General features: G+C 56.6%; 21 protein-coding genes. 11 read left to right on the top strand and 10 right to left on the bottom strand.

Annotation, left to right across the window (positions count from 1 at the left end; all coding sequences use genetic code 11):
• Positions 1 to 661: 661 nt before the first annotated feature.
• From hrpB to T424_RS0113825, 3 genes are read left to right on the top strand one after another with little or no spacing between them, the layout of a single operon-like run.
• Positions 662 to 3,124 carry an ATP-dependent helicase HrpB gene (gene hrpB, locus T424_RS0113835; protein WP_084268506.1) on the top strand — a complete coding sequence of 821 codons (2,463 nt, stop codon included), beginning with the start codon at positions 662 to 664 and terminating at the stop codon, positions 3,122 to 3,124.
• Positions 3,121 to 4,452 (top strand): ActS/PrrB/RegB family redox-sensitive histidine kinase, encoded by a 1,332-nt coding sequence (locus tag T424_RS0113830; protein ID WP_084268505.1) that lies wholly within the window; start codon positions 3,121 to 3,123, stop codon positions 4,450 to 4,452. Before hrpB ends, T424_RS0113830 begins: the two co-directional genes overlap by 4 nt.
• 55 nt (positions 4,453 to 4,507) lie before the next feature.
• On the top strand, positions 4,508 to 5,089 hold the full coding sequence (locus tag T424_RS0113825; RefSeq protein WP_027488261.1) for an ActR/PrrA/RegA family redox response regulator transcription factor: 582 nt from the start codon (positions 4,508 to 4,510) through the stop codon (positions 5,087 to 5,089).
• Between the two features lie 67 nt (positions 5,090 to 5,156).
• Here the strand turns inward: T424_RS0113825 and T424_RS0113820 are convergent, their stop codons facing one another.
• Complete coding sequence (locus T424_RS0113820) at positions 5,157 to 5,636, bottom strand: MmcB family DNA repair protein (RefSeq protein WP_027488260.1); 480 nt, start codon at positions 5,634 to 5,636, stop codon at positions 5,157 to 5,159.
• A gap of 179 nt (positions 5,637 to 5,815) precedes the next feature.
• On the opposite strand from T424_RS0113820, the gene T424_RS0113815 reads away from it, so the two are divergent.
• The gene (locus tag T424_RS0113815) at positions 5,816 to 6,520 is read left to right on the top strand and encodes a L,D-transpeptidase (RefSeq protein WP_027488259.1); all 705 of its coding nucleotides are present in this window, start codon (positions 5,816 to 5,818) and stop codon (positions 6,518 to 6,520) included.
• Between the two features lie 263 nt (positions 6,521 to 6,783).
• Here the strand turns inward: T424_RS0113815 and T424_RS0113810 are convergent, their stop codons facing one another.
• The 7 genes from T424_RS0113810 to hslV all read right to left on the bottom strand — a co-directional run bounded on the left by T424_RS0113810 (position 6,784) and on the right by hslV (position 18,635).
• Positions 6,784 to 8,952 (bottom strand): malate synthase G, encoded by a 2,169-nt coding sequence (locus T424_RS0113810; RefSeq protein ID WP_027488258.1) that lies wholly within the window; start codon positions 8,950 to 8,952, stop codon positions 6,784 to 6,786.
• Positions 8,953 to 9,135: 183 nt separating this feature from the next.
• The gene (locus T424_RS0113805) at positions 9,136 to 10,068 is read right to left on the bottom strand and encodes an O-fucosyltransferase family protein (RefSeq protein ID WP_027488257.1); all 933 of its coding nucleotides are present in this window, start codon (positions 10,066 to 10,068) and stop codon (positions 9,136 to 9,138) included.
• Between the two features lie 82 nt (positions 10,069 to 10,150).
• Positions 10,151 to 11,065, bottom strand: coding sequence for an O-fucosyltransferase family protein (locus T424_RS0113800; RefSeq protein ID WP_027488256.1), 915 nt, complete (start codon positions 11,063 to 11,065; stop codon positions 10,151 to 10,153).
• Between the two features lie 458 nt (positions 11,066 to 11,523).
• Complete coding sequence (locus T424_RS0113795) at positions 11,524 to 15,327, bottom strand: glycosyltransferase (protein ID WP_154664910.1); 3,804 nt, start codon at positions 15,325 to 15,327, stop codon at positions 11,524 to 11,526.
• A gap of 248 nt (positions 15,328 to 15,575) precedes the next feature.
• Positions 15,576 to 16,517 carry a DUF1402 family protein gene (locus tag T424_RS0113790; RefSeq protein ID WP_027488254.1) on the bottom strand — a complete coding sequence of 314 codons (942 nt, stop codon included), beginning with the start codon at positions 16,515 to 16,517 and terminating at the stop codon, positions 15,576 to 15,578.
• A gap of 219 nt (positions 16,518 to 16,736) precedes the next feature.
• Positions 16,737 to 18,044 (bottom strand): ATP-dependent protease ATPase subunit HslU, encoded by a 1,308-nt coding sequence (gene hslU, locus T424_RS0113785; RefSeq protein ID WP_027488253.1) that lies wholly within the window; start codon positions 18,042 to 18,044, stop codon positions 16,737 to 16,739.
• A 30-nt stretch (positions 18,045 to 18,074) separates the two neighbouring features.
• Entirely contained in the window at positions 18,075 to 18,635 is a 561-nt protein-coding gene (hslV, locus tag T424_RS0113780) for an ATP-dependent protease subunit HslV (protein ID WP_027488252.1), read from the bottom strand.
• 175 nt (positions 18,636 to 18,810) lie between these two features.
• Between hslV and hisB the strand changes: the two genes are divergently transcribed.
• From hisB to coaA, 7 genes are all read left to right on the top strand, one after another.
• On the top strand, positions 18,811 to 19,407 hold the full coding sequence (gene hisB, locus T424_RS0113775; RefSeq protein WP_027488251.1) for an imidazoleglycerol-phosphate dehydratase HisB: 597 nt from the start codon (positions 18,811 to 18,813) through the stop codon (positions 19,405 to 19,407).
• Between the two features lie 14 nt (positions 19,408 to 19,421).
• The gene (gene hisH, locus T424_RS0113770; RefSeq protein WP_027488250.1) at positions 19,422 to 20,072 is read left to right on the top strand and encodes an imidazole glycerol phosphate synthase subunit HisH; all 651 of its coding nucleotides are present in this window, start codon (positions 19,422 to 19,424) and stop codon (positions 20,070 to 20,072) included.
• A 240-nt stretch (positions 20,073 to 20,312) separates the two neighbouring features.
• Complete coding sequence (locus T424_RS21010) at positions 20,313 to 20,870, top strand: hypothetical protein (RefSeq protein WP_051558982.1); 558 nt, start codon at positions 20,313 to 20,315, stop codon at positions 20,868 to 20,870.
• Between the two features lie 12 nt (positions 20,871 to 20,882).
• Complete coding sequence (gene hisA / locus T424_RS0113760; protein WP_027488249.1) at positions 20,883 to 21,617, top strand: 1-(5-phosphoribosyl)-5-[(5-phosphoribosylamino)methylideneamino]imidazole-4-carboxamide isomerase; 735 nt, start codon at positions 20,883 to 20,885, stop codon at positions 21,615 to 21,617.
• Complete coding sequence (hisF, locus tag T424_RS0113755; protein ID WP_027488248.1) at positions 21,614 to 22,396, top strand: imidazole glycerol phosphate synthase subunit HisF; 783 nt, start codon at positions 21,614 to 21,616, stop codon at positions 22,394 to 22,396. The genes hisA and hisF overlap by 4 nt, the downstream gene beginning before the upstream one ends.
• Positions 22,397 to 22,406: 10 nt before the next feature.
• Positions 22,407 to 22,730, top strand: a complete 324-nt coding sequence (locus T424_RS0113750; RefSeq protein WP_027488247.1) for a phosphoribosyl-ATP diphosphatase — start codon at positions 22,407 to 22,409, stop codon at positions 22,728 to 22,730.
• Positions 22,727 to 23,719: a type I pantothenate kinase gene (coaA, locus tag T424_RS0113745; RefSeq protein ID WP_027488246.1), complete on the top strand. Its 993-nt coding sequence runs from the start codon at positions 22,727 to 22,729 to the stop codon at positions 23,717 to 23,719. Before T424_RS0113750 ends, coaA begins: the two co-directional genes overlap by 4 nt.
• A gap of 59 nt (positions 23,720 to 23,778) precedes the next feature.
• On the opposite strand, the gene arfB is transcribed toward coaA, so the two are convergent.
• Both arfB and T424_RS0113735 read right to left on the bottom strand, forming a co-directional pair.
• The gene (gene arfB / locus T424_RS0113740) at positions 23,779 to 24,213 is read right to left on the bottom strand and encodes an alternative ribosome rescue aminoacyl-tRNA hydrolase ArfB (RefSeq protein ID WP_027488245.1); all 435 of its coding nucleotides are present in this window, start codon (positions 24,211 to 24,213) and stop codon (positions 23,779 to 23,781) included.
• 106 nt (positions 24,214 to 24,319) lie between these two features.
• The gene (locus T424_RS0113735) at positions 24,320 to 25,930 is read right to left on the bottom strand and encodes a phosphoenolpyruvate carboxykinase (RefSeq protein WP_027488244.1); all 1,611 of its coding nucleotides are present in this window, start codon (positions 25,928 to 25,930) and stop codon (positions 24,320 to 24,322) included.
• Positions 25,931 to 25,959 lie beyond the last annotated feature (29 nt).

Raw genomic sequence — 25,959 nt, 5'->3', positions numbered from 1 at the left:
TCGAAATTGACAAGAACTCACCTCTCTCACTCCAAAAAGTAAGAGCAGTGTCCTTGCTTCAAAACGTGAAGGGCCTTCTGTCTTCAACGTCAGGGCACAAACCCCAACTCGCAGAAACCGCCGTCCACGTTTCTCTTTCTTCTCTATTCAATTGTCAAATAACAGACACATCAACGTGTCAAAACTCATCCGAACCAATCCATCCCTGGACCAGTCATACCAACTCGCGTCAGTCGGAAAAATCAGAGACAAACAATCCCGCCGCCAGAAGCGCCGCTGCCGTCGTCTCGTGAAGCGGCTTATAAGGCCCCAATACGCCAAACGTCAACAGCCAGTTGTCAAAAATCTGTCGTTTATCTTCTAGCCTATTGTTATATTTGGTTTTTTGTTCTGAATAAACGGGGGTCTCGCGTCTTCCAACGGCTCGTGACGCCTGCCTCCTGGGGTATGAAACACGTGCCACGCCTCAAATGGGCGTCTTGGGGGTTCGTGGCTTGTTTAATTGGCTTTCCGCGCGGCTGGCCCTCTACTCAATCTCATGGGTTGGATTTGCGCCTTGGCGGCTTTATCAAGGCAACTGGTTCGTTGCTTGATCTCGGAGCCTAGGTTGTTCCCGTTTCAATGTCGCAGGACCTGATGTTCTTTTAGGTCAAGCATTCCCATGGCGCTCTCTCTTCCCATCCTTCCCGTCAGTGAAATTCTTGCGCCCCTTGCCGCTGTTCTGCGCGAGGGTAATCGTGCTGTGGTCAGCGCAGCTCCCGGCGCAGGCAAGACCACGATGATTCCTCTTTACCTGCTGGAACAGGCGTGGATTGGGCGGGGCCGAATCATTCTTCTGGAGCCGCGCAGACTTGCAGCCAGAGCGGCCGCCTCCCGCATGGCCGATCTCCTTGGGGAGCGGGTCGGCGAAACCGTGGGCTACCGGATGCGATTGGACAACCGGATTTCCACCAAGACCAGGATCGAGGTGGTTACGGAAGGGGTCTTCGCCAGAATGATTCTGGACGATCCGGAGCTTGCGGGGATTGCCTGCGTGCTGTTCGATGAATTTCACGAGCGCTCGCTGGATGCGGATTTCGGTCTGGCGCTGGCGCTGGATTGCCAGGCGGGTCTGCGGGACGATTTACGACTGGTCGTGATGTCTGCCACGCTGGACGTGGAGCGCCTGACGGAATTGATGGACAACCCGCCGGTTCTGAAAAGCGAGGGCCGGAGTTTTCCGGTTGAGTTGCGGTATCGCGATCGGCCCGGCACCGAGCGGGTGGAAGATGCCGTAACATCCACCATTCTCGATGCGCACGCGACAGAGCAAGGGTCGATTTTGGCGTTTTTGCCCGGACAGGCGGAAATTCGCAGGGTGGCGGAACGTCTGGAGGGACGTCTGCCTGCCAGCACGAAAATTGCGCCGCTCTATGGCAATCTTTCGCAGGCTGAGCAGGATCAGGCAATACGGCCAGCGGCGGCTGGCGAACGGAAAGTCGTGCTGGCGACATCGATTGCCGAGACATCCATTACCATTGATGGTGTGCGGATCATTGTCGATAGCGGCCTGCAACGTCTGCCGGTATTCGAACCCGCGACGGGCATGACCCGTCTTGAAACGGTCAAGGCTTCCCGCGCCTCCGCAGATCAGCGGGCGGGACGCGCCGGGCGAACCGAACCGGGCATTGCCATTCGTTTGTGGCATATGGGTCAGACGGCAGCCCTGCCCGCCTTTACGCCGCCGGAAATCCTGTCCACCGATCTATCCGGCCTCGTGCTGGACATGGCCCATTGGGGCGTGAACCAGCCGGATGGTCTGCTGTTTATCGATGCCCCGCCAGCAGCGGCATGGCAAGAAGCGCGAGCTTTGCTGAAGGGGCTCGGCGCACTCGATGCGCAAGGAATGTTGACCGGGAAGGGCCGGCGTATGCGTGGCTTTGGCCTGCCCCCGCGGCTGGCTTCGATGATGATCAATGCGGCGGAAGAGGGGCTTGCCCGTCCCGCCGGGGAGCTTGCCGTTCTTTTAACCGAGCAGGGACTGGGCGGTCAGGATATCGATCTGGATGAGCGGCTGCGGCGGTTTCGCGCCGATCGCGGGGAAAGAGCAGGCGCGGCACGCGGGCTTGCGGCGCGCTTGGCCGAACAGGCCGGAAAAGCCCATGCACAGCAAACCGGCATTTCCGCTGGCCGGCTTCTACTCCATGCGTTTCCGGATCGAATTGCACTTCAGCGCGGCGGGCGTGGGCGCTATGTCATGGCCAATGGCCGGGGCGGTGAACTGGAGGAAAAGGAAAGGCTTGCTGCGAGCCCCATGCTGGTTATTGCCGAACTGACCGGGCGGGCTGGCAAGGCGCGCATTCTGGCGGCAGCGGAAATTTCTCTGGCGGAGATACAGGCAGACCTGCCCGGTGCAGTGACGCAGGGCGAAGAGTGTTTTTTCGATCGCGCCAGCCGCGAGGTGCGCGCCCGCAAGGTAAAGCGGCTGGGAGCAATCACGCTGGAAGAAGCTCCGCTTCCCCGCCCCACGGGAGAGGCGGCCCTGACGGCACTTGCGGAAGGGGTACGTGAGCTTGGGCTGACGCATCTTCCCTTCAGCAAGGCAACCGGGCAGCTTCGCCAGCGCATCGGCTTTCTGCATCGTACCCTTGGCGACCCATGGCCGGATATGGAGGATGACGCCCTGCTGGCGAGGCTCGACGAGTGGTTCATTCCTTTCCAGTACGGCGCGCGCAGCTTTTCCGATGTCTCCGCCGGTGGTTTGGCCGAAGGTTTGCGCAGCCTCGTCCCGTTTGATCTGCAACGGGATCTGGACCGGCTGGCCCCCACTCATTTCACCGCTCCCACAGGCATGAGTCACCCCATTCATTACGAGGGGGAGGAGCCCAAGCTCATCATCCGCGTGCAGGAACTTTTTGGGTTGAAGGACCATCCAGCAATTGGCGGCGGCAGATTGCCGCTGCTTCTGGAGTTAACCTCCCCTGCGCATCGGCCAATCCAGACCACGCGGGATCTGCCCGGCTTTTGGGCGGGCTCCTGGTCGGATGTCCGGGCGGACATGCGCGGGCGCTATCCCAAGCATCCCTGGCCGGAAGATCCGGCCACCGCTGCCCCGACGACACGTGCCAAGCCGCGTGGTACATGAGGAATACCAAGGGGAGGCCTGACATGAACGAGAATGTGGATCTGAACATGCATTTCGGACATTCAAGCCGCCGCTTGCGGCTGGAAACGCTGGTACGCCTGCGCTGGCTTGCCGTGGCAGGCCAAACGGTAACGCTTGCCATTGTGGCGCTGGTCCTGCGCTTTCCCTTTGCGCTGGATGCGGCGGCAGGGCTGATTGCTGCCCTTGCCATCGTCAACTTTGTCTTGCAGGTCGCTTTTCCTTCCACGCAGCGCCTCGACCCGATCTGGACCTTTGCCATTCTGGGGCTGGACCTGCTGCAAATGGCGGCGCTTCTGTTCATCACGGGCGGGCTTGCCAACCCGTTCGCCCCGCTGATTTGCGTGCCGGTCATTATTACCTTTGCCTCGCAGCCGCTGCGTCACGCCATGGCGTTGATGGTGCTGGCCACGCTGTGCATTTCGGCCCTTGCTTTCACCCCCTACCCGCTTCCCTGGTATCCGGGCGAAGCCTATACGGCTGATCCTGTCCGGCTGGTGGCGACCTGGGCGGCCATTGTATCCATGACGGGATTTGCCGCCTTTTACGCCTATCGTGTTTCACGTGAAGCAACGCTTCTGGCGGAAGCGCTGACGGCGACCGAGCTGATCGTGCAAAAACAGACCCATCTTTCGCAACTGGATGGCCTGGCGGCGGCGGCAGCCCATGAACTGGGCACGCCGCTGGCAACGATTACCGTTGTGGCCAAAGAGATGGAGCGCGAATTGGGCAATGATCCGCGCTATGCGGAAGATGTGCATTTGCTGCGCAGCCAGAGCCAGAGATGCCGTGACATATTGAAGCGGTTGACGACCCTCTCCACCAATGACGAAGAGCACATGCGCCGCCTGCCCCTCTCTTCACTGATAGAGGAAGTAACGGCTCCCCATCGTGGCGACCGCGTGAAGGTGACGGTGATTGACCTTTCCGACCGCACGCTCGAACCTGTCGGCACACGCAATCCGGGCATATTATACGGACTTGGCAATCTCATCGAAAATGCCGTGGGCTATGCGTCCCACGAAGTCACAATCTCCGTGCAACACGATAAAAATCACGTGAAACTGCTGATCGAAGACGATGGAGAAGGCTTCACACCGGATATATTGTTACGCATCGGCGAGCCCTATGTGACCAGCCGCAAGGGTGACAGCCGCGCGGGCGGGCTCGGCCTTGGGTTGTTCATTGCCAAGACGCTGCTGGAGCGGTCCGGGGCGCAATTGAGTTTTGAAAACCGCGAGGCACCGCAAAAGGGTGCGCGGGTCGGCATCATCTGGCCACGCCATGCCATGGAGATGCACGGGGTTTGACTTTCCCTGCCGGGCGGGTCAGGACAGAGGCAGACAGAACACAGAGACGAAAGACATGACCGACGACAGCTTGAAACAGCACGGCACAGTACAGGACAATGCCGGTCTTGGTCCCGATCCAAGCCTGCTGATCGTCGATGACGATGCGCCCTTCCTGCGGCGTCTGGCGCGGGCCATGGAAAGCCGGGGCTTTACCGTGGAGATGGCCGGATCCGTGGCGGAAGGAATTGCCAGAGCCAAGGCCGCGCCGCCGCAATATGCGGTGATCGATCTGCGGCTGGGCGATGGCAACGGTCTCGATGTGATTCAGGCAATTCGCGAGCAGCGCGACGATACGCATATCATCGTGCTGACCGGCTATGGCAATATCGCCACAGCCGTGACCGCCGTGAAGCTTGGCGCGGTCGATTATCTTTCAAAGCCGGCCGATGCCGACGACGTGTTCAATGCGCTGACGCAGAGACCGGGCGAAAAGGCCGATGTACCGGAAAATCCCATGTCTGCCGACCGCGTTCGCTGGGAGCATATCCAGCGCGTGTACGAAGCCTGCGAACGCAACGTATCGGAAACGGCGCGGCGGCTGAACATGCATCGGCGCACTTTGCAGCGCATTCTGGCCAAGCGCGCTCCGAAATAACTTAACTTTATGCCGGAAAAGGCGGACGTTGCTTGAATGCTGCCGGGTTAGGCAGCGCCTTGCGCTTTCAGGCTCTGCCGCCAGCCTCCCACTCTGCCCTCATCAGACGGGCGGCGGCACTGCGCGCATAGTTGAGCATCAGCGCCTTGCGCGTTGAAGGAGGCAGACGATGCTCGGGAGCATCGCGCATCAGATGGGCACCGTAACCATCGGAGAGAAACAGGCCGCAATCATCCGGAAAAATATCCAGCGGCACATCCGGCAAGGTTGCGAAAAACAGCCGGTCGCAATGCTGGCGATAGTCCGGCCACTTGCGGTCCACGCGAAAGTCCTCGATCGAGGATTTGATTTCGATGATCCATACCTCGCCCTTATCCGAAAGGCTGATGAGGTCCGCCCTGCGCCCGCCGGGCAGTGAAAGTTCCGGCAACACGCAATGACGCATCCCGTCCAGCAGAATCTGCACACCGCGGCGAATCATTAAGGCGCGCTCGGACTGGCGCCCGTCTATTAATGGTGTCTTAACGCCAATACTAAGAATGGTCATAAAAACTGCCCTTCCCGCACCCGGAAATGTTGCAAAAAAGCCATCCTTGCGCAATTTGCGGCGCAAGGCCCGTTGCGGCGCCTTCATGGCCTTGCCAAGCGGAGCTTAATAAAAAATAACCCTCTCTTAAAGATGGTATATCGCGTCATCTCCCGTCCTGTCATTTCAACGAGATCTTCATGCGCATTCGCAATGCATTGACCGTGTTTGGTCTTCTTTCGACCCTGGCCATCACCGGCTGCACCACCACGTCCGAGAACAAGGCCAAGACCGCCGAAGCCGCGCCCGTTGCAGCGCCGGTCAAGGTGGCCGAGGTGGAAACGGCCCATATCTTCTCCGACGCCTATGGCCCGGTGACGGATGCCGGCTATTCCCTGCCCGCCATCCCGATCCAGAAGGTCAATCCGAAGTTCCAGCGCCAGATCGTCGAGTACGACACGCAGGAGCTTCCGGGCACGATCATCGTCAACACGCATGATCGTTTCCTTTATTATGTTCTGTCAGGCGGCAAGGCCGTTCGCTACGGTATCGGCGTTGGCAAGGAAGGCTTTGCCTGGGCCGGTGAAGCGCATATTGCCTGGAAGCAGGCATGGCCCACCTGGCATCCGCCGAAGGAAATGGCCGCCCGCAAGCCGGAAGTGGCCAGATATGTCGAAAACGGCATGGGACCGAGCATCAGCAACCCGCTGGGCGCTCGCGCCATGTATCTGTTCAACGACAAGGGGCAGGATACGCTTTTCCGCATTCACGGAACGCCGGAATGGGCTTCCATCGGCACCGCCGCCTCTTCGGGCTGCATCCGCATGATGAACCAGGATGTGATCGATCTTTACGAGCGCGTGCGTCCCGGCAAGGGCGCGAAGGTTATCGTTCAGCAGTCCTGATCTTTGCCAACGACACTGTCCAAGGCGCTTTTCGGTTGGAAAGGCGCTTTCAAAAAAGCCGCCGGAGTGATCCGGCGGCTTTTTTGTTGGAGCACGTCCAGCGAAATCGCGTTACAGCGCCGTGCGTTTTATCAAACGCACAAAGGACGCTGTAACACTTTAAATCTGCGGCATGATTTTCACCTTAAATCGATTCCGATTTAAGGAATTATGCAGTAGCGGTTTTGCGTCCGGACTGCGTGAAAACAAAAGCGTGGAGCGCGTCAAACCATAACGGCTTTGGCTTCGCGGCGGCGTTTGTGCAGAACGGGTTCGGTATAGCCGTTTGGCTGTTCGCGCCCCTTCAGGACAAGGTCGAGCGCTGCCTGAAAGGCCACGGAACCAGTGAAATCGGCAGCCATGGGCCTGTAGAATGGATCGCTGGCGTTTTGCGCATCGACGATTGCGGCCATGCGCTGCATGGTCTCGATGACCTGCGCCTCACTGACGATGCCGTGACGCAGCCAGTTTGCCATATGCTGCGCGGAAATGCGCAATGTGGCGCGGTCTTCCATCAGGCCAATATTATTGATGTCCGGCACCTTTGAGCAACCGACGCCCTGATCCACCCAACGTACGACATAGCCGAGAATGCCCTGGGCGTTATTGTCCAGCTCGCGCTGGATCTCATCCGCCGTCCAGTTTGGCCGGGTTGCGACCGGCACGGAGAGAATGTCCGCAAGGAGTGCGCGGGGGCGGCTTTTGAGGCCCTCCTGCACGGCGGCCACATTGATCTTGTGATAATGCGTCACATGCAGCGTTGCGGCTGTGGGGGATGGCACCCAGGCGGTATTTGCCCCGGCCTTTGGATGGGCGATCTTCTGCTCGAGCATGGCAGCCATCAGATCCGGCATGGCCCACATGCCCTTGCCAATTTGCGCATGGCCTGACAGCCCGCACGCCAGACCAATATCGACATTCCAGTTTTCATAGGCGGCGATCCAGGCGGCCTGCTTCATATCGCCCTTGCGGATCATCGGCCCCGCTTCCATGGAGGAATGAATTTCATCGCCGGTGCGATCGAGGAAGCCGGTATTGATGAACACCACCCGCTCCCGCGCCGCGCGGATGCATTCCTTGAGATTGACCGTGGTGCGCCGCTCCTCATCCATGATGCCCATCTTGATGGTATTGGGCGCCATGCCAAGCGCCTGCTCGACGCGGGCGAAGGTGTCCACGGCAAACGCCACTTCTTCCGGGCCATGCATTTTTGGCTTTACGACATAGAGCGAACCGGCGCGGGAATTCTGCCGCCGGCCGTTGGGGCCAACATCGTGCATGGCGATCAGGGCCGTAATCATCGCGTCCATCAGGCCTTCGGGCACTTCCTGGCCGTCACGATCCAGTATGGCCGGGTTGCTCATCAGATGGCCGACATTGCGCACCAGCATCAGGGATCGGCAATGCAGCCTGAAGGGCTTGCCGTCCGGAGCGGTGAACTGCAAATCCGGGTTGAGGCTGCGGGTAAAGACGTGGTCGCCCTTGGTGATGATCTCTTCAAGATCACCCTTCATCAGGCCCAGCCAGTTTTCATAGACCAGCACCTTGTCCTCGGCATCGACCGCGGCCACGGAATCCTCGCAATCCATGATGGTCGTCAGGGCCGATTCGAGGCGGATGTCATCGATATGCGCCTTATCGACCGCGCCAATGCGGCCTGTGGGCACGATGCAGATTTCCACATGCAGCCCGTTGCGCTTGAGCAGAATCGAGCCCGGCTGCTGCGCCTGCCCGCCATATCCAACGAATTGCGAGGGATCGGCGAGGCCCGTGGCACGGTTTCCTTCCAGCGTGACATGCAGGGCCGCATCGCTCACCGCAAGGCCAATCACCTCTGCCCATCGGCCCGCTGCCAATGGGACAGAATGATCGAGAAACTCCCGCGCCCAGGCAATGACCTTTTGCCCACGCTTCGGGTTATAGCCCTGCCCCTTTTCAGCCCCATCCTCCTCGGAAATGGCATCCGTACCGTAAAGCGCATCATAGAGAGAGCCCCAACGCGCATTGGCGGCGTTCAGCGCATAACGGGCATTCATGACCGGCACGACAAGCTGCGGCCCGGCAATGGTGGACATCTCAAGGTCTACATTGGCCGTGGAAATCGAAAAATCCGGACCTTCGGGCAGAATATAGCCAATCTCCCGAAGAAAAGCCTCGTAAGCAGCAAGATCGGCAGGCGCGCCATTTTGCCTGTACCAGGCATCCAGCTTTTCCTGAAAGGCATCGCGCTTTTGCAGCAACTGCCGATTGACGGGCGCAAGGTCATGAATCAATTGCGAAAAGGAGCGAAAGAAACCTTCCTGCTCCACGCCCGTTCCCGGCAGGGCTTCCTCCACCAGAAAGTCGTAGAGCGCCTGTTCGAACGCCAGACCAAATTTTTCGACACGCGCCATCACGACCTCCAGTATCCGCTTACAAACGCAGGGGTGCAACCAAAAGTGTGTTTTGTTGCGCCTCACCTTAAGTAGGTAGCATCAATGGTTTTAGGGAAGTGTCAACGGGGCAAAAATGCCAAAAATTTATTCCGGAATGGAAAGAATGTTACAGGGCTATGGCTGAATAGCCGCAGCCGACCGTCACTCCAGCGACCCTTCGTTTCCAATTCTCATGATTGCCCGCGCCGGGTTGATCATTCTGCCACAATCCCATCGACGCTCTATTTTTTCCGAAGCGGCATCAAAAACATAATGCTCGGGAGCGGAAGATATTTCGAAAGCCTTCACCATACAGAGAATGTTGGAAAACGTTGAGCGTGGCGTGCCGACATACTTGTTCAGCTTTAAACATATGCCAAAGTCAATGACACTTCGCTGTAAACGGGACGTGCAGTTTATAACAAAATCCGACTTGAAGATGAGGTCAATACCCCGCTCCTTTGCATCTTGGCGAATCACGTCGGGAGGGATCGTCAAATCATCCTCGTCACAGCACGCAAATATCGTAGTGATGCCCTCCTCAGAGGCAGCGATTTTGTCGAAAATCCGATAATGGTTCAAGACGGTTTCACAGCCACCTTTAACCGCGCCATCCCGCCAGCCCTTTCGTTGGGCGTAAGCCAACCAGTCCCTTTCGATACGCAACTGCATCGCTGCTACTTGAGGCGGAAGACTGTTAGTGATTCTATCAATCTCACCTTGCAATGCAGGGGTGGGCGCAAAGGCCGCAAACGCTTTAGCAACCGGACTTCGTTCAATCCCGGAGCATCCGGCTTCCTGGTCAATCGCCTCTTGTGCTGCCTTGATATAATCAGCATTTCCAAGCCTGATGAAATCACCCTGCCTTGGATGGGTTAGAGCAAACTGGGTAGACATCAGCGCAGGATCAAAAACATCGCAAAGCGGAATATATTGATCGCCTATCCCTTCTTCCGTGGGAGTAAAATCGAAAATCGACTCCGGCAGCGTGGAAATGCCTCCGCTCATAGAGGCGAGATGCGTCATTCCGAAAAAGACCAGCTTTACGTTATTGAGACCGGCAGTTCGGACAGGCGCAATGTAATGAGGGATCATAGAACAGCTCCCAAGCATGGATGCCACCGAATAGGGTTCTTACACCCCTCTACGTGGCTCACATCGTCGGACTATTCTCACTCTAACGGACGATTTCGGCGGGAGAATGGAAACGACCGAAGTCATTGCGGGCAACCGTCACATCGCCGGGCGCATCATAAATAAAGTGATTTGGCTTCCCTTTGATTTCAAAGGATTTGGTCAGACATAGCAGGTTTGAAAATGTGGAAAGGCTCAGGCCTATGTACGTATCGAGCTTCAAGCATATGCCGAAATCAACCAAGCTTCTCTTGAGGCGCGAATCCAAAAAAGCAGTAGATATTTCTGACTTAAAAATTACACTTAATCCAAATTTGCCTGCCATATCAGATATTTCTGATTTTTTATGCATTAGGTCATCTTCATCACAACATAGAAATAATGTTGTAATCTCCCCATCCTTATCATTATTTCTAATTTTCTCAAATATTCTCCGCGGGTTCAAGATAAGCTCTCGACCCGAATCAAGTTTAATTCCACGAGATCTGCGAGAGTTTAAATGGTTTTTCCAGTCTCTCTCCACCCTCAACTGTACACCAGCCGTGCCCTTTGGCATCTCGCCAACCAAACGATTTATCTCACACTGTATATTAGCCACAGGCTTCAACGCGGAAAGAATGCGCGCGGTTTCATTGCACATTAATTCCTCAGGAGGAAGACCACCTTCCTCCTTGATTTTCTTAGACCCGGAGGCAAAACAATCAGAAAATGAAAGTATTGTTCCGGCTATTTCATTTGTTATTTGGATGATTTCTTCTAATTCATCCATTGCATAAACTTCATTGGTTTTTATGAAATTTGTGCCTCGACCCTCAACTGTCGGTGTCCAGTCATGAATTATATCTGGGATATTTACTATACCGTCGTATTTTTTAGCTTCAACAATCAAGCCAAGAATCGACATCTTTTGGTTGTTTAAGCCGCCTGTAATCTTTTCCACGCCAAAGACATTTTTCATCAAACAGATACACCCACAGCAAGCGACTTTCGCAAAACAATCAACCTACGCATCGAAATTCGGTATTCTTTCAGCGTTCAACAAGATTTTTAATCTCTCTATTGAAAAATAAAGAGACAATTCACCTGCTCGCTTAATTTCATCCCATCGCAATTCACCGTTTTCTAAACTACACCATTAAATGCGTTTCGATCAAGCCCTTGAAGGTGTTGGCTTACGATTCGAGCTCTCGGTAAGGAAACAAAGGCGAAGAGGCTACTGACCGAAAACATCACATGACCACGCATCAATGTTTTCCTGAATGCAATCACGAGCAAATCGTATGGTGAGTCTCAAGGAATTGCCGGCAAAACCACAAAGCCCCCAGGTCGCAGCATCGGATATCGCTAACGGAACTATGGCTCCAATGCGAGGGCAGATGCCAGATCCAGATGAAACCATCTTGTTCTGGCATCAAATCAGATTACACGCGCATCACTCAAACTACCAAGCATTGCATCATAGTCCTGCAAACTAGAGTTCAGCATATGCGTGGAAAGCACCCATTTCCGCAAAACCATGCGGATTTCCGGGGAAATCATTCCCTGCTCAATTGCAGACAAAATCGCCTTCTCCCAAGCAGCCTCATCCGCCGATACAAGCTGCAAAAGTGGTGCATCAATGTGATGTTGCGGCATATCGGACGCCAGAACCGGCAGCCCAAGGGCAGCATAGTCCAGAATCTTTAGCGCGCTCTTGCATCGGTTAAAGGGCGTATCGACAAGGGGCGCGAGACCAAAATCGCACTTTGCAGCGATTTTCCGCAGCCACGGCACGAAACGATCATACTCTCTTTGCTCTACAGGTGGATTGACACACTCAATCCACTTATAAGCCGCGAGGCGCTCTGGCTGGCCCGTCACCCCGACAATGGTCAGCCGGAAATTGGCAAAACGTTCAGCAGCCTTCGCGAGGATAGGAAGAATCATCTCCAGATCGGCATCATGAGTCCGCGTCCCCATGTACAATGCCCTTACAACACCATCATCTGGCCTCTGATTCGGTTTGATCCTCCAAAGACGATCGCTCAGACGATTTGGAACGAGCCGAATAGTCCGAGCCATAGGCTCGTAACGCTTTACCAACTCCTCGGTGGAAACGGTGACGACCGCAGCGTCCTGCACGAGACGCGTTATTGAATCTTTATGAGAAGAATATTCGATCTTCGCGTCGGGCCGATTTGCATGAGCCAGCAAGTCGTCATCGATTTCGTAGACAAATGGAATGCTCGCAGAATTCAGCACCGAGACAAGCTCATCCACCAGTTCAGGCGGTATGGCCGTTCTCTGAATGATAGCCGCATCGATAGTTCTCGAGCGCGCCGATGCCAAGAGGGTGTTCGGCAACATTCGCACGTAAACAACGCCCCGATCAGCGCTGTTTATCGTCCTTTCCCAGACACGGATGTAGGTTGAAGCATAAGCCGTTTCCAGCTTGGGATGGGCCGGGCAAACCACGGCAATACGCGGCTTTCGCTGCATTTCTTGCGAAACCGGCTTTCGGGCCAATAAAGCAGAGTAAATTTCGTAATAACGAGAGGCCATCATCCTTGTCGTGTTGGCAGCACCTTCCTCTTTTTGCCAAAGCATAACAGCATCGTCCGCCCGCGCTTGCTCTTCCTCATCGTAAGACACACTTAAAATGGAATTGTACAAGGCTTCTATGTTCGAATGATCCATGACCCAGCCGCCGCCACAAGCGCGCACGCGGCCAGCCAAGGTCGGAAAATCAAAGACGATCGTGGGAATGCCGGCGTGCCAGAGTTCGGTGAGCGTATGGCAGTAAGTTTCGTCCCAGATGGAAAAGACCGCCCCTAGATGCGGTGCAATCGCCTTTACCTTGGATGCGAAGGATTCTCGGGAATAACGTCCGTGCATGACAATACGCGGATGGGGACGCCGGGAAATATTTGGAACACCACCCAGAATATGAAATTCAATCCTGCCCTCGGTATCGAAGTCCACCAGATTATAAATAATCTGCAAACCCTTGCCGTTGTTGATATTCCCCGGCACCAAAATCTTGATGGGCTTGGACTCATCCGGCTGCTGGCGCAGCGAATGGAATTTATCGAAATCGCGGCCATGCGGGATGACAAAGAACCGGTCGCGATCCACATTTGGCAAGGCCTGGCAGATCAATTCCCGGGCATGTTCGGAGGTGGTGACGAAAGCATCCGAAACGCTGACGGCGCGATCGAACTTGCGCCGCCAGGTTTCCAGCCACGTGCCCGTGGGCAGGGGAATGGTGTCTCCCGGCCACAATCCTTCGCGCGTCTGGTTCATTTCCGGCGTGAAGTAATTCCCCAGGAAAACATCCGCGTCGTCGATCAGCTTGATCGTCGGCGTGAGCGTGTAATAATCATGGAAGGACGTAACCGTCTTTCGGCCCAGCCTGCCAGCCAGCGACGGCAGCGAGAGGCTGTGCCAGGCAAGATGGCGGATATGAACGATATCAATGTCATATTCAAACAGCCAGCCAAAGACGACGGCATCATATTCCGCAGAATAGTGCGAAACAGGATCAATAGCCGTTTCCAGACGATGAGACCTCAGGAGCTTGAATTCCCCATCCACAAGATGGCTCAGCTCGATCGTCTGGCGGTCGCAGCGCAGAAGCCAGGCATCGATGGAGCCATTCAGTCCCTGTGCCAGATCCTTGTTTGTTTGCGGTGTTCCGCCCGTGACAGTTGAAATGACGAACAGAATGCGGGGCAGGGTCGTGGCGCCGGTTGCCGCGCTGTTATAGGCAAGCTGCCCATTATAGCGGGCAATGCGAACCTTTTCGCCCTTTTCGAAGACGGCGATGGCCGGTCTATATTCGGGATAACGCGCCCGGATAACCGACGAGCTTTCCGCAAGCAGCTGCGTCTTGGTGTCTCCGAAGCTCTTGGACCGATCATGGAAAACATAGGTCCGGTCGTCGATCACGTGTTTCCAGCCGGCATGAAGGGCTCTCATGCAGAAATCGTTTTCCTCGCCATAGCCCCGCGGGAAAGCGCTGTCATCCAGCATTCCGACCTCATCCAGGCAGGTGCGGCGGATCAACATGCAAAAGCCGTTGCCGGTCGGGACCTCCGGATAGACACCCGCGCTGGCGCGGCGGAAAGAACGGGAGAAGGTGATTTCATCGATGCCCGGAGGCAATTCGTTATCATTGCCGATCTTCGGCGCGGAAAACGCGCCGGCACGGTCCGACATGGCTGTTACCGTTGCAACGCGCGGCGAGGAGGCCGCCGCCATCAACATGCCCTCCAGCCAGCCCGGCGTCACGCGCGCATCAGAATTCAGCAGCAGAACGTCATTGCGGCCAGCTTCCGTGATGCCGCGATTGGCGGTACGCGTAAAGCCCAGATTGGTCTCGTTGTGCAGGATGCGCAGGCGAGAATTATCCGCATGGCGCGCAAGGATCGTCTCGATCTCGGGATCGGTCGATTTATCGTTGATCAGCAGGATTTCGGCATGTTCCGGCGTCCATGCCAAAAGACGCTCGATACAAACCTCCAGATCGCGCGGTGCATTATAGATCGGAACAACGATCGTAACCCCGTTTCTCACAAGATCGTCTGGATGAATATGCCGGGATGAAAGGGGGGCGTCGTTCTGAACGGAAAACCGCTTGGACACCGAGCCGTCCGGCAACCGGAAATGAATATGGTACTGCCCTGGCCGCATGAAGCGGATGGGGTTATCCATTTCAAGGCCGCTGAAGCCCGTGGACATGCCCTTGTTGCGCAAATCCGGTCTGAAGCTATCGGCCACATAAGAGCCAAAGGAAATACCGTTGATGAAAAGCTCAAGCTTGACGGGTGTAGATCTATCGCTAGCGTTGACGCACCAGCCGCGAATCCTCGTATTCGTCAGGGAATCCAGCCGCAGGCGATAGCCCGAAAAGTCCAGTGAATCACTTTCCAACGCCCAGGATCGCCCCTCGGACCTTCCCCACTTGATGTAGTGAAGCAGCGGATTTACCCCGGCGCGGGCAACATCCGGATTTGCGACAAGGTAGCCTTTGGAACTGAATTTCGCGCTCGGATCGCGCCCCTCTCCCGCTCCGAAGCGCAAGTAATGCAGAGCCGCCTTTTGTCGCGCACGCTTCACATCCGGATAGGTTTCCAGATACCAGGCTTCATCAAAGAATTCGCTAGCCCGGATGGCCTCAGCAGCACGCAATTGCTTTAACAAGGTCAAACTTCTGCGAAGGATGCGGCTATATTCCGTCAATGGAAATCAACTCCATAAATTGCGTTAGGGCGCGGATGGCACCCGACCATCCTTCGTTTTACCAGCGGCCCGCATCCTATAGTCACCATGCCGTTGACAGGTGGACTACACTATACCTGATCCTAGCCATCCACTTCATCACATATAAAATAGAGAATAAAGTGCAACCGCTTTGACGGTAACGCGACAAGACCTCAACATGCATTTTACCAACACCAGAGGAGCAGCTCCCCAGAGTTCGCTATCCGTTACAACAGCTTCTCAAGCTCGGGCAACTTGTCGTTGACCAGCCACCCGTAATAATTTTCTTCCGGCCATGAAAATCCACCGCCGGTATTGCGGCGGGCCAGGGCGCGGGCACGCGCGGTGGAATCACCAACGTTGAACAATGTTGCCGTCAGGCCGGGATTGTCGGAAATGTCCACATTGGCGATTTCCCGATAGTCGTCGATGGAGCGGCGAATGATGGCGGCCATATAGGCCAGCGAGATGTCGGGATCCATGATGGCCCGGTAGACATTGCCTGCATCCTTTTCATCCAGCTTCGGATAACCGGACTTTTCATGGACCATGTCGGTCAGCATCATGGCGGTCAGTGGATTGATCTGGCCAAGGCCAAAGGTCTGGCCCGCATAAAATGGCTGGAAAAACACCGCGCTGAAGCGATTATCGGGAAATTTCCTGCCATCCACCTTCTTGCCGCGAAAATCATCGTCCCACACATTTTCACGGCAGGTCCACAGGCGGTAGCTGTCGCTGAATTTCGCGCATTCGGCAAATTGCGGCCTGTCTACAAAGCTGTCGATGTCCTCGCCGTCATAAGCAAAGCGAAAGGAATTTCCGGCGTATGAGGCAGCCTTCACGTAATAGGTCTGCAATGTATCATAGGCATCGACATTATAGGTGTGTTCACCCACCAGCGCTCCAACCATATGAATAGGATCTATGCCATATTGACCGGAGGTTTTCTTGATCTTGGCGATCAGTTGCTTGTCGCGCGAAAGAAGGTCGCGGATCTTTTCGTATTTGGCATCAAAACTGCTCTTGGTTTCACGGGTGCGTTGTTTCGATGCCCCCGGAATGGGCGGCTGGTCGCTGTTCCGGTTCCCCGGAGGCACCACCCGCACATCGGCAAATGCCGATCCCGCGCAAGCGATGGAAACGAAAACGGCCAGAATGAAGCGACGCAGCATACCCAATCCCTGAAGGTGCCAAACGCGAAGGGCAGGAGCCCTGCATGGTAGCGCCGTCTTAACCAAGAAAGCGCGCTGCGTCGACTCCTGCCGTCCTTCATGGCCGAGTTAAGGCAGAAAATCCTGCCTTCATGCATTTTCAGGAAGCCGACAGTCGCCCTGCCGCTCCAGAATGCGTGCCAATAGGAGCGTTAAAGCCCTTACATCCATCAAACCTCACAAAATGAAGCGCGAAAGATCGACATCGGCGGCAATGTCATCGACATGTTCATGTACATAGGCCGAATCAATCATGACCTTCGAACCACCGCGGTCCGGCGCATTAAAGGAAATATCGTCCAGAACGCGCTCCATCACAGTTTGCAGGCGCCGCGCGCCGATATTTTCCACCGACGAATTAAGCTTGACCGCAACATCGGCCAGCGCATCGATGGCGTCTTCCGTGAAATCCAGCTCCAGCGTTTCCGTAGCCATCAGCGCCTTGTACTGACGGATGAGGCTGGCTTCGGTTTCCGTCAGGATGCGGCGGAAATCTTCCTTGGAGAGTGGCTTCAATTCAACGCGAATTGGCAATCGTCCCTGAAGCTCCGGCAGAAGATCGGAAGGCTTTGAAACGTGGAAGGCCCCGGATGCGATAAACAGAATATGATCGGTCTTCACCGGCCCGTATTTGGTGGCGACCGTCGTTCCCTCCACCAGCGGCAGCAGATCGCGCTGCACGCCTTCCCGTGAAACGCCAGCGCCCAGCCCGCCATCGCGCGCGGCAATCTTGTCGATCTCGTCGAGGAAAACGATGCCGTCATTTTCCACGGACCGCACCGCCTCGCGCTGGATGACCTCATTGTCGATCAGCTTGTCGGATTCGTCGCGGATCAGATCCTGATAGGAGGCCTTCACCGTGGTACGCACCTTCTTGGTGCGCCCGCCCATGGCCTTGCCGAACATGTCCGAGAGGTTGAGAATGCCGACATTGGCCCCCGGCATTCCCGGAATTTCAAAACCGGACATGCCATTGCCGCTATCGGCCACTTCGATCTCGATTTCCTTGTCGTCCATTTCACCGGCGCGCAGCTTCTTGCGGAAACTGTCACGGGTGGCGGGAGAGGCCGTGGCGCCGACCAGCGCATCCAGCACCCGCTCCTCGGCGCCTGCATGGGCCTTGGCCTGCACTTCCTGCCGCTTCTTTTCGCGCACCAGGCCAATGCCCACTTCCACGAGGTCGCGGATGATCTGCTCCACGTCACGGCCGACATAGCCGACCTCGGTGAATTTCGTGGCTTCGACCTTGATAAAGGGTGCGCCCGCCAGCTTGGCGAGCCGGCGGGAAATTTCGGTCTTGCCGACGCCGGTCGGGCCGATCATCAGAATGTTCTTCGGCATCACCTCGTCGCGCAGGCTCTCATCCAGTTGCTGGCGGCGCCAGCGGTTGCGAAGCGCGATCGCCACGGCACGCTTGGCGTCGTTCTGGCCGATAATGTAGCGGTCCAGTTCCGAAACGATTTCGCGGGGAGAAAAAGTCGTCATGGGGAATATGTCCTGGGAAATGGAATGGGATCAGGCGTCGGCGTCGAGGGTTTCGACAAGAACGCTGTGATTGGTGTAGACGCAGATGTCACCGGCGATCTTCATGGCCTTGCGGGCAATTTCTTCCGCGGAAAGGTCCGTATCGATCAGCGCCAGTGCCGCCGCCAGCGCATAATTGCCGCCGGAACCGATGGCGATGGTGCCGTGTTCAGGCTCCAGCACATCGCCATTGCCGGTAATAGCAAGCGTCACGGACTTGTCCGCGACCAGCATCATCGCTTCCAGGTTGCGCAGATATTTGTCGGTGCGCCAGTCCTTGGCAAGCTCCACGGCCGCTCTCATCAACTGGCCGGGATATTGCTCCAGCTTGCGCTCCAGCCGCTCCAGCAGCGTGAAAGCATCCGCCGTGGCACCGGCAAAACCGGCGATAACCTGACCCTTGCCGATGCGGCGCACCTTGCGGGCATTGCCCTTCATTACCGTCTGGCCCAGGCTGACCTGCCCGTCACCGGCGATCACCACTTTGCCGCCCTTGCGGACCGTGATGATGGTCGTGCCGTGCATGGTTCCATAGGGATTGTGTTCGCTCATGATCCGTCCATTCGTTTGAGGCCCGGCGCAACGGCTTTGGGCCTTGTGTTGTTTTCTATGTAAGCGGCCATGGCTGAAATGCAAACGCGACAACACCGCCGAGGGTTTTGCAAGGATTGCTGGATATTTGACGGAGCCCCTGATAAGGAGCAGCAGAGTTTCCAAGGAGTAGACAATGGCTGAAGGCCGCACAGCAAATGTTGCCCGCAAGACCAACGAAACCTCGGTGTCCGTATCCGTCAATCTCGACGGCACCGGCACATCGAAAATCTCGACGGGCGTTGGCTTTTTCGACCATATGCTGGAGCAGCTTTCCCGCCATTCGCTGATCGATATGGAGATCGATGTGAAGGGCGACCTGCATATCGACGACCATCACACCGTCGAAGATACCGGCATTGCCATTGGCCAGGCCATTTCCAAGGCGCTTGGCGAGCGGCGCGGCATCATGCGCTATGCCTCGCTGGATCTCGCCATGGATGAAACCATGACCAAGGCGGCCATCGATGTTTCGGGCCGTCCCTTCCTCGTCTGGAACGTCAGTTTCTCGGCGCCGAAAATCGGCAGTTTCGATACCGAACTGGTGCGGGAATTCTTCCAGGCGCTGGCGCAGAATGCCGGGATCACGCTGCATATTCTCAACCACTACGGCGCCAACAACCACCATATCGCCGAAACCTGCTTCAAGGCGGTGGCGCGGGTGCTGCGCACGGCGCTGGAAATCGACCCGCGTCAGGCGGGCCGCATCCCTTCTACCAAGGGCACTCTTTGAGAATTGAAACGACCATGCGTGTAGCAATCATCGATTATGGATCGGGCAATCTTCGCTCTGCCACCAAAGCCTTCGAGCGCGCCGCCCGCGAACTGGGCCTTGATGCCGAAATCGACCTGACAGACAAGGCCGAACGTGTCGCCTCCGCCGATCGCATCGTGCTGCCGGGCGTCGGCGCCTATGCCGATTGCAAGGCGGGCCTCGATGCCGTGCCGGGAATGCATGAGGCGCTGAGTGAAGCCGTTACCGGCAAGGGCCGTCCTTTCCTCGGCATCTGCGTCGGAATGCAGCTCATGTCGGCGCGCGGGCTGGAAAAGACCGTGACGGAAGGGCTTGGCTGGATTGCCGGTGACGTCCGGGAAATGACGCCTGCCGATCCGGCCCTCAAGATCCCGCAGATTGGCTGGAACACGCTGACGCTGCACCACCCCCACCCGCTGTTCGATAACATCCCCACCGGCCCCGACGGGCTGCACGCCTATTTCGTGCATTCCTACCATCTGGCTGCGGAGAAGCCGGAAGAGGTGATCGCCACCACCGATTACGGCGGCGCGATGACCGCCTTTGTCGGACGCGACAACATGGCAGGCGCGCAATTCCATCCGGAGAAAAGCCAGGCACTTGGCCTGCGGCTGATCGCAAATTTCCTGCGCTGGGCGCCCTAATCCACTTTGAAGCAATACTTGTCAGATTATATATTGATACAAGGCAGGCTTGCGCACGGAGAACGAGATGGAAAAAAAGGGAACAAATAGCAGTATATCTTATACGATAAAACCGACGAAGCCCGGCAAAGCAACATTTTCAAATGTTGTTCTGCCTAACGGCCAGATCATACGTCATGTTGACGAGCAAGTTCACAAACGAGCCCTTTCCAATGCCTCTAGAATTTATAAGGAAAAGGCATGAATTCTTCGCATGATCTTTCAGAAGATTTAAATTCTGAGAGTGCCAGGGAGGCTGGCTACAACAAAGTTCTCGAGTACTATATTGAGGATTTTGGTTCTGGTGAATTGGATCTGGTCGGCATCCTGGCCTATGGTCTCTACAAACGGCAAAAACGGGATTGGATCGTTCAATATAAAACCCTGAACGCGGGTCGCAAGCCTTCGACGCAAGAGGTTTACGCCGTGACCAGCAGCTACCTTACTGAAGATTTGAAAAACACACTTCGTAATCGAGCATCTGACATCTTGAGTGGCTACGCTGACACATATGTTCAGGCGATAGACCCTCAAATCAGGATTGATGCTCTAAACTCCGAGGCGCTCAGACAAGCTAGAGATATAGAAACTGCCATCAAAAATCAGTCTACATTCTGGTCACAGGTCTGGGTCGGTATTGTTTCTACAGCGATATGGACGCTCTTCATCACCGCCATTGCTCTGACCGTTGCTTTTTTCGGTTCGGACATTCTGGATGCAATTAAATCCATCCGCGATACCGTAAGCTCAAACCAATAAAGCAGTTATGACATGATCCTATTTCCCGCTATCGATCTGAAAGACGGCCAGTGCGTTCGCCTCAAGCTTGGCGACATGGACCAGGCCACGGTCTATAATCCCGACCCTGCCGCGCAGGCCAAGGCCTTTGAGGATCAGGGCTTCGAATGGCTGCATGTGGTGGATCTGAACGGTGCCTTTGCCGGTGAAAGCGTCAATGGCGCGGCGGTGGATGCCATTCTCAAAGCCACGAAAAATCCCGTGCAGCTTGGCGGCGGCATTCGCACGCTGGCGCATATCGAAAGCTGGCTGGCGCGGGGACTTTCCCGCGTCATTCTCGGCACCGTGGCGGTGCGTGATCCGGCTCTGGTCATCGAGGCCTGCAAGCTGTTTCCGGGCAAGGTCGCGGTCGGCATCGACGCCAAGGGCGGCAAGGTGGCCGTGGAAGGCTGGGCGGAAGCCTCCGAGCTCGGCGTGATCGAGCTTGCGAAGAAATTCGAAGGCGCCGGTGTTGCCGCCATCATCTATACCGATATCGACCGCGATGGCATCCTGACCGGCATCAACTGGGATGCGACACTGGAGCTGGCCGAAGCCGTTTCCATTCCGGTGATCGCCTCCGGCGGCCTTGCCTCGCTTGACGATATTCGTCGCATGGTCATGCCGGACGCCCGCAAACTGGAAGGTGCGATTTCCGGCCGTGCGCTTTATGATGGCCGGATCGATCCGAAAGAGGCGCTGGCCATCATCAAGGAAGCTGCGAAATGACACTCAAGGCACGCATTATTCCCTGTCTCGACGTGAAGGATGGCCGCGTCGTCAAGGGCGTCAATTTCGTCGATCTCATCGATGCCGGTGATCCGGTGGAGGCGGCGAAGGCCTATGATGCGGCAGGCGCCGACGAGCTTTGCTTTCTCGACATCACCGCCTCTTCCGACAATCGCGACACGATTTTCGACGTGGTGGCGCGCACGGCGGATCACTGTTTCATGCCGGTCACGGTCGGCGGCGGGGTTCGCGCCGTGGCCGACATCCGCAAGCTGCTGCTTTGCGGGGCGGACAAGGTTTCCATCAATTCGGCTGCCGTGAAAAATCCGGATTTCGTGGCGGAGGCCGCCGACAAGTTCGGCAATCAATGCATCGTCGTTTCCATCGACGCCAAGAAGGTGTCGGCTGCGGGGGAGACGGATCGCTGGGAAATCTTTACCCATGGAGGCCGCCAGCCAACCGGCATTAACGCCGTGGAGTTTGCCATTCGCATGGTGGAGCGCGGCGCGGGCGAATTGCTGGTGACATCCATGGACCGCGATGGAACCAAGAGCGGTTATGACCTCACACTCACCCGAACCATTGCCGATGCCGTGCGGGTGCCGGTGATTGCGTCCGGTGGCGTTGGCACGCTGGATCATCTGGTGGATGGCGTGAAGGAAGGCCATGCGACGGCTGTTCTGGCTGCTTCCATCTTCCACTTCGGCACCTATTCCATCGGCGAGGCCAAGGCCTACATGGCCGAACGGGGAATAGCCATGCGGCAGGATCAGGCATAAGAGATCGACGATGACGACATTCACCCTTGCCGATCTTGAACGGATCGTCGCAACCCGCGCCAAGGCCGAACCGGACCAAAGCTGGACAGCAAAGCTTTTTGCGGCCGGGCAGGACAAGGCCGCAAAGAAGCTGGGCGAAGAAGCCATAGAGGCGGTGATGGCGGCGGTGAAAGGTGATCGCGCCAATCTTGTCTATGAAAGTGCTGATCTGCTTTATCATCTCATGGTCGTATTGAAAATTGCGGACATACCGTTAGAAGCGGTGATGGAAGAGCTTCAACGACGCACAGGCCAATCCGGCCTCAGCGAGAAGGCAAGCCGGCAGGACCCATGACGACAGCGATCAAGGAATTCGAGGCGGAGGAGACCCTTGATCATTTCCAGGCGGGAAGCTACTCGCCCTATCTTTTCTTTTCATCGGAAGAATGGGCGCATTTTCGCGCCGATACGCCGCTGACCCTCACACTGGACGAGGTGCACCGGCTGCGGTCTCTGGACGACCCGATCGACCTTGCCGAAGTGCGGCGCATCTATCTGTCGCTTTCACGGCTTTTGTCGGCGCATGTGGAATCGTCGCAGCTTCTGTCCAAGCAGCGTAATCGTTTCCTCAGCACCAATGTTGAAAAAACGCCGTTCATCATCGGCATTGCCGGATCTGTGGCCGTGGGCAAATCCACCACCGCCCGCATCCTCAAGGAATTGCTGGCGCGCTGGCCCTCGAGCCCCAAGGTGGATCTCGTGACCACCGACGGCTTTCTCTATTCCAACGACGAACTGGTGAGGGACAACCGGCTGCAACGCAAGGGTTTTCCCGAAAGTTACAATACGGGGTCGCTGCTGCGTTTTCTCTCGGCGATCAAGGCGGGACAGCCGAATGTCAAGGCACCGCTTTATTCGCACCTCACCTATGACGTGCTGCCGGACGACTATCGCATCATCGACCGTCCGGACATTCTGATTTTCGAGGGCATCAACGTGCTGCAATCACGCGATCTTCCGCGTGACGGCAAGATCGTGCCAATGGTGTCCGATTTCTTCGATTTCTCGATCTATATCGATGCCGAAGAGACGCTGATTCACAACTGGTATGTGAAGCGCTTCATGAAGCTTCGGCAGACAGCCTTTCGCGATCCGAATTCCTACTTCCATCGCTACGCTTCGATCAGTGAGGAAGAGGCGCTGACCATTGCCGAAACACTGTGGGCCAACATCAATCTCATCAATTTGCGGGAAAACATTCTTCCCACCCGCCCGCGCGCCGACCTTATTCTGCGCAAGGGCGAGAATCACCTGATCGAACAGGTCGCATTGCGAAAACTTTGATGAAGTGTCGGCCGGATTACGCTGGAACCTGACCGACCTTGTATCAAGGATTATCTTCACTAATCCTTGTCAGGCTTGGAACGCATCTTCTTGATCTCCCCCCTGCCCGACTTTTCCTTGAGCCTTCGCTCTATCGAGCCCCTGGTGGGTTTTGTCTTGCGCCGCGGCGGAGGTGGTGGTTTCGCGGCCTCCAGAATCAATTCCTTCAGGCGCTCGCGCGCATCCTCCCGGTTACGCTCCTGGCTACGGAAGCGGCTGGCCTCGATCATCAGCACGCCCTCCTTGGAGAGCCTGCGCCCGGCCAACCTGATGGCACTGGCCTTCACCCTTTCTGGCAGATTGGGCGAACTTGCCAGCGGAAAGAACAATTGCACCGCTGTCGAAACCTTGTTGACATTCTGCCCGCCGGGTCCTCCGGCCAGCACGAATTGCTCGGTCAGTTCCCAACCGGCAAGGGTAATCCTGTCATTGATGTAAAGCGGGTCACTGGCCATGAGGCTTCATAGCAAAGACCGCCGGAAAAGGAAAATCCGGCAAATTGCTTTGCCGGATTCCCGATAAACTATCGATCCATTGCCGGATAGACCGGCAAAGATAGGCTTATTCAGCAGCCACGCCCAGAACCGGGGCTGCATCGCGGACGTTGCTGTCCACATGCGCCTCGAACTTTTCGAAATTGGCGATGAACATGCCAACAAGCTTCTTGGCCTGCGCATCGTAATCCGCGCCGTTCGCCCAGGTGGAGCGCGGGTCGAGGATCTTCGTATCGACGCCTTCGACCGAAACCGGCACGGCAAAGCCGAAATTGGCATCTGTGCGGAATTCGGCCTTTTTGAGCTCGCCCGAAAGAGCAGCCGTCAGCAAGGCGCGCGTTGCCTTGATCGGCATACGATGGCCCACGCCATAGGCGCCGCCGGTCCAGCCGGTATTGACCAGCCAGCAATCGACATTGTGCCTGGCGATCAGTTCCTTGAGCAGATTGCCGTATTCCGCCGGATGGCGCGGCATGAAAGGCGCGCCGAAGCAGGTGGAGAAGGTTGCTTCCGGCTCGGTCACGCCACGCTCCGTACCGGCAACCTTGGCGGTGTAGCCGGAAAGGAAGTGGTACATGGCCTGCTCAGGCGTCAGCTTGGCAATGGGCGGCATGACGCCGAAGGCATCCGCCGTCAGCATGATAATGGTTTTCGGATGCGGGGCGCGCCCGGTTTCCGAGGCATTCGGAATGAAGTTCAGCGGATAGGCACAACGGGTATTTTCCGTCTTCGAGCCGTCGTTGAAATCCGGCACGCGGTTTTCATCGAGAACGACGTTTTCCAGCACGGTGCCGAAGCGCTTGGTGGTCGCGTAGATCTCGGGCTCGGCCTCTGCGGAAAGGCGGATGGTCTTGGCATAGCAGCCGCCTTCAAAGTTGAAGATGCCGTCTTCGCCCCAGCCATGCTCGTCGTCACCGATCAGCGTGCGCGACGGATCGGCCGAAAGCGTGGTTTTGCCGGTGCCGGAGAGACCGAAGAATACAGCCGAATCGCCTGCCGGGCCCACATTGGCCGAGCAATGCATGGGCATGACCTGCTTTGCGGGCAGGAAATAATTGAGCGCGGTGAAAACCGACTTCTTCATTTCACCGGCATAGAAGGTGCCGGCGATCAGCACGATCTTGCGGGTGAAATCGCAGGCGATCACCGTTTCCGTGCGGCAGCCATGGCGGGCGGGATCTGCCTTGAAGCTCGGCAGATCGATGATGGTGAAGCTCGGCACGAAGGAGGCAAGCGCCTCACGCGCGGGGCGGATCAGCAGATTGCGAATGAACAGCGAATGCCAGGCAAGCTCCGTGACCACGCGGGTGGGCAATGCATTGGCCGCATCGGCGCCGCCGATCAGATCCTGCACGAAGAGTTCCTTGCCGGCCACATGCGCCAGCATATCCTTGTGCAGGATGTCGAAATGCTCAACCGAGAGCGGCTTGTTGTTGTCCCACCAGATCTGGCTATCGGTGTTTTCGTCGCGAACGACGAATTTGTCCTTCGGCGAACGGCCGGTATGCTGGCCGGTCTCGGCGCAAAGGGCGCCGTCAGCCGTCAGTACGGCTTCGCCCCGACGGATCGAATGCTCGTAAAGCGCGCTGGGAAGAAGGTTATAATGGACGCGAGCGGCCTGTCCGAGACCGATTGCTTCCACGCCGACCCCGGGATTTTTCACTCCAAGCTCCTCCATAACGCACTTCCTTTCATCGAAACGGGAGA

The organism is Allorhizobium undicola ORS 992 = ATCC 700741 (genome assembly GCF_000621665.1).
GTDB classification, from domain to species: Bacteria; Pseudomonadota; Alphaproteobacteria; order Rhizobiales; family Rhizobiaceae; genus Allorhizobium; species Allorhizobium undicola.
This window is presented reverse-complemented; position numbering and strand designations above follow the sequence as displayed.

Excerpts from the sequence above, each read along its gene's own strand:
- T424_RS0113810 (WP_027488258.1), bottom strand. The coding sequence starts at position 8,952 with ATGGCGCGTGTCGAAAAATTTGGTCTGGCGTTCGAACAGGCGCTCTAC.
- T424_RS0113805 (WP_027488257.1), bottom strand. The coding sequence starts at position 10,068 with ATGATCCCTCATTACATTGCGCCTGTCCGAACTGCCGGTCTCAATAAC.
- hisF (WP_027488248.1), top strand. The coding sequence starts at position 21,614 with ATGACACTCAAGGCACGCATTATTCCCTGTCTCGACGTGAAGGATGGC.
- T424_RS0113750 (WP_027488247.1), top strand. The coding sequence starts at position 22,407 with ATGACGACATTCACCCTTGCCGATCTTGAACGGATCGTCGCAACCCGC.
- T424_RS21010 (WP_051558982.1), top strand. The coding sequence starts at position 20,313 with ATGAATTCTTCGCATGATCTTTCAGAAGATTTAAATTCTGAGAGTGCC.
- T424_RS0113830 (WP_084268505.1), top strand. The coding sequence starts at position 3,121 with ATGAGGAATACCAAGGGGAGGCCTGACATGAACGAGAATGTGGATCTG.
- T424_RS0113820 (WP_027488260.1), bottom strand. The coding sequence starts at position 5,636 with ATGACCATTCTTAGTATTGGCGTTAAGACACCATTAATAGACGGGCGC.
- hslV (WP_027488252.1), bottom strand. The coding sequence starts at position 18,635 with ATGAGCGAACACAATCCCTATGGAACCATGCACGGCACGACCATCATC.
- hslU (WP_027488253.1), bottom strand. The coding sequence starts at position 18,044 with ATGACGACTTTTTCTCCCCGCGAAATCGTTTCGGAACTGGACCGCTAC.
- hisH (WP_027488250.1), top strand. The coding sequence starts at position 19,422 with ATGCGTGTAGCAATCATCGATTATGGATCGGGCAATCTTCGCTCTGCC.
- T424_RS0113825 (WP_027488261.1), top strand. The coding sequence starts at position 4,508 with ATGACCGACGACAGCTTGAAACAGCACGGCACAGTACAGGACAATGCC.
- hisB (WP_027488251.1), top strand. The coding sequence starts at position 18,811 with ATGGCTGAAGGCCGCACAGCAAATGTTGCCCGCAAGACCAACGAAACC.
- T424_RS0113735 (WP_027488244.1), bottom strand. The coding sequence starts at position 25,930 with ATGGAGGAGCTTGGAGTGAAAAATCCCGGGGTCGGCGTGGAAGCAATC.
- hrpB (WP_084268506.1), top strand. The coding sequence starts at position 662 with ATGGCGCTCTCTCTTCCCATCCTTCCCGTCAGTGAAATTCTTGCGCCC.
- hisA (WP_027488249.1), top strand. The coding sequence starts at position 20,883 with ATGATCCTATTTCCCGCTATCGATCTGAAAGACGGCCAGTGCGTTCGC.
- arfB (WP_027488245.1), bottom strand. The coding sequence starts at position 24,213 with ATGGCCAGTGACCCGCTTTACATCAATGACAGGATTACCCTTGCCGGT.
- T424_RS0113800 (WP_027488256.1), bottom strand. The coding sequence starts at position 11,065 with ATGAAAAATGTCTTTGGCGTGGAAAAGATTACAGGCGGCTTAAACAAC.
- T424_RS0113815 (WP_027488259.1), top strand. The coding sequence starts at position 5,816 with ATGCGCATTCGCAATGCATTGACCGTGTTTGGTCTTCTTTCGACCCTG.
- coaA (WP_027488246.1), top strand. The coding sequence starts at position 22,727 with ATGACGACAGCGATCAAGGAATTCGAGGCGGAGGAGACCCTTGATCAT.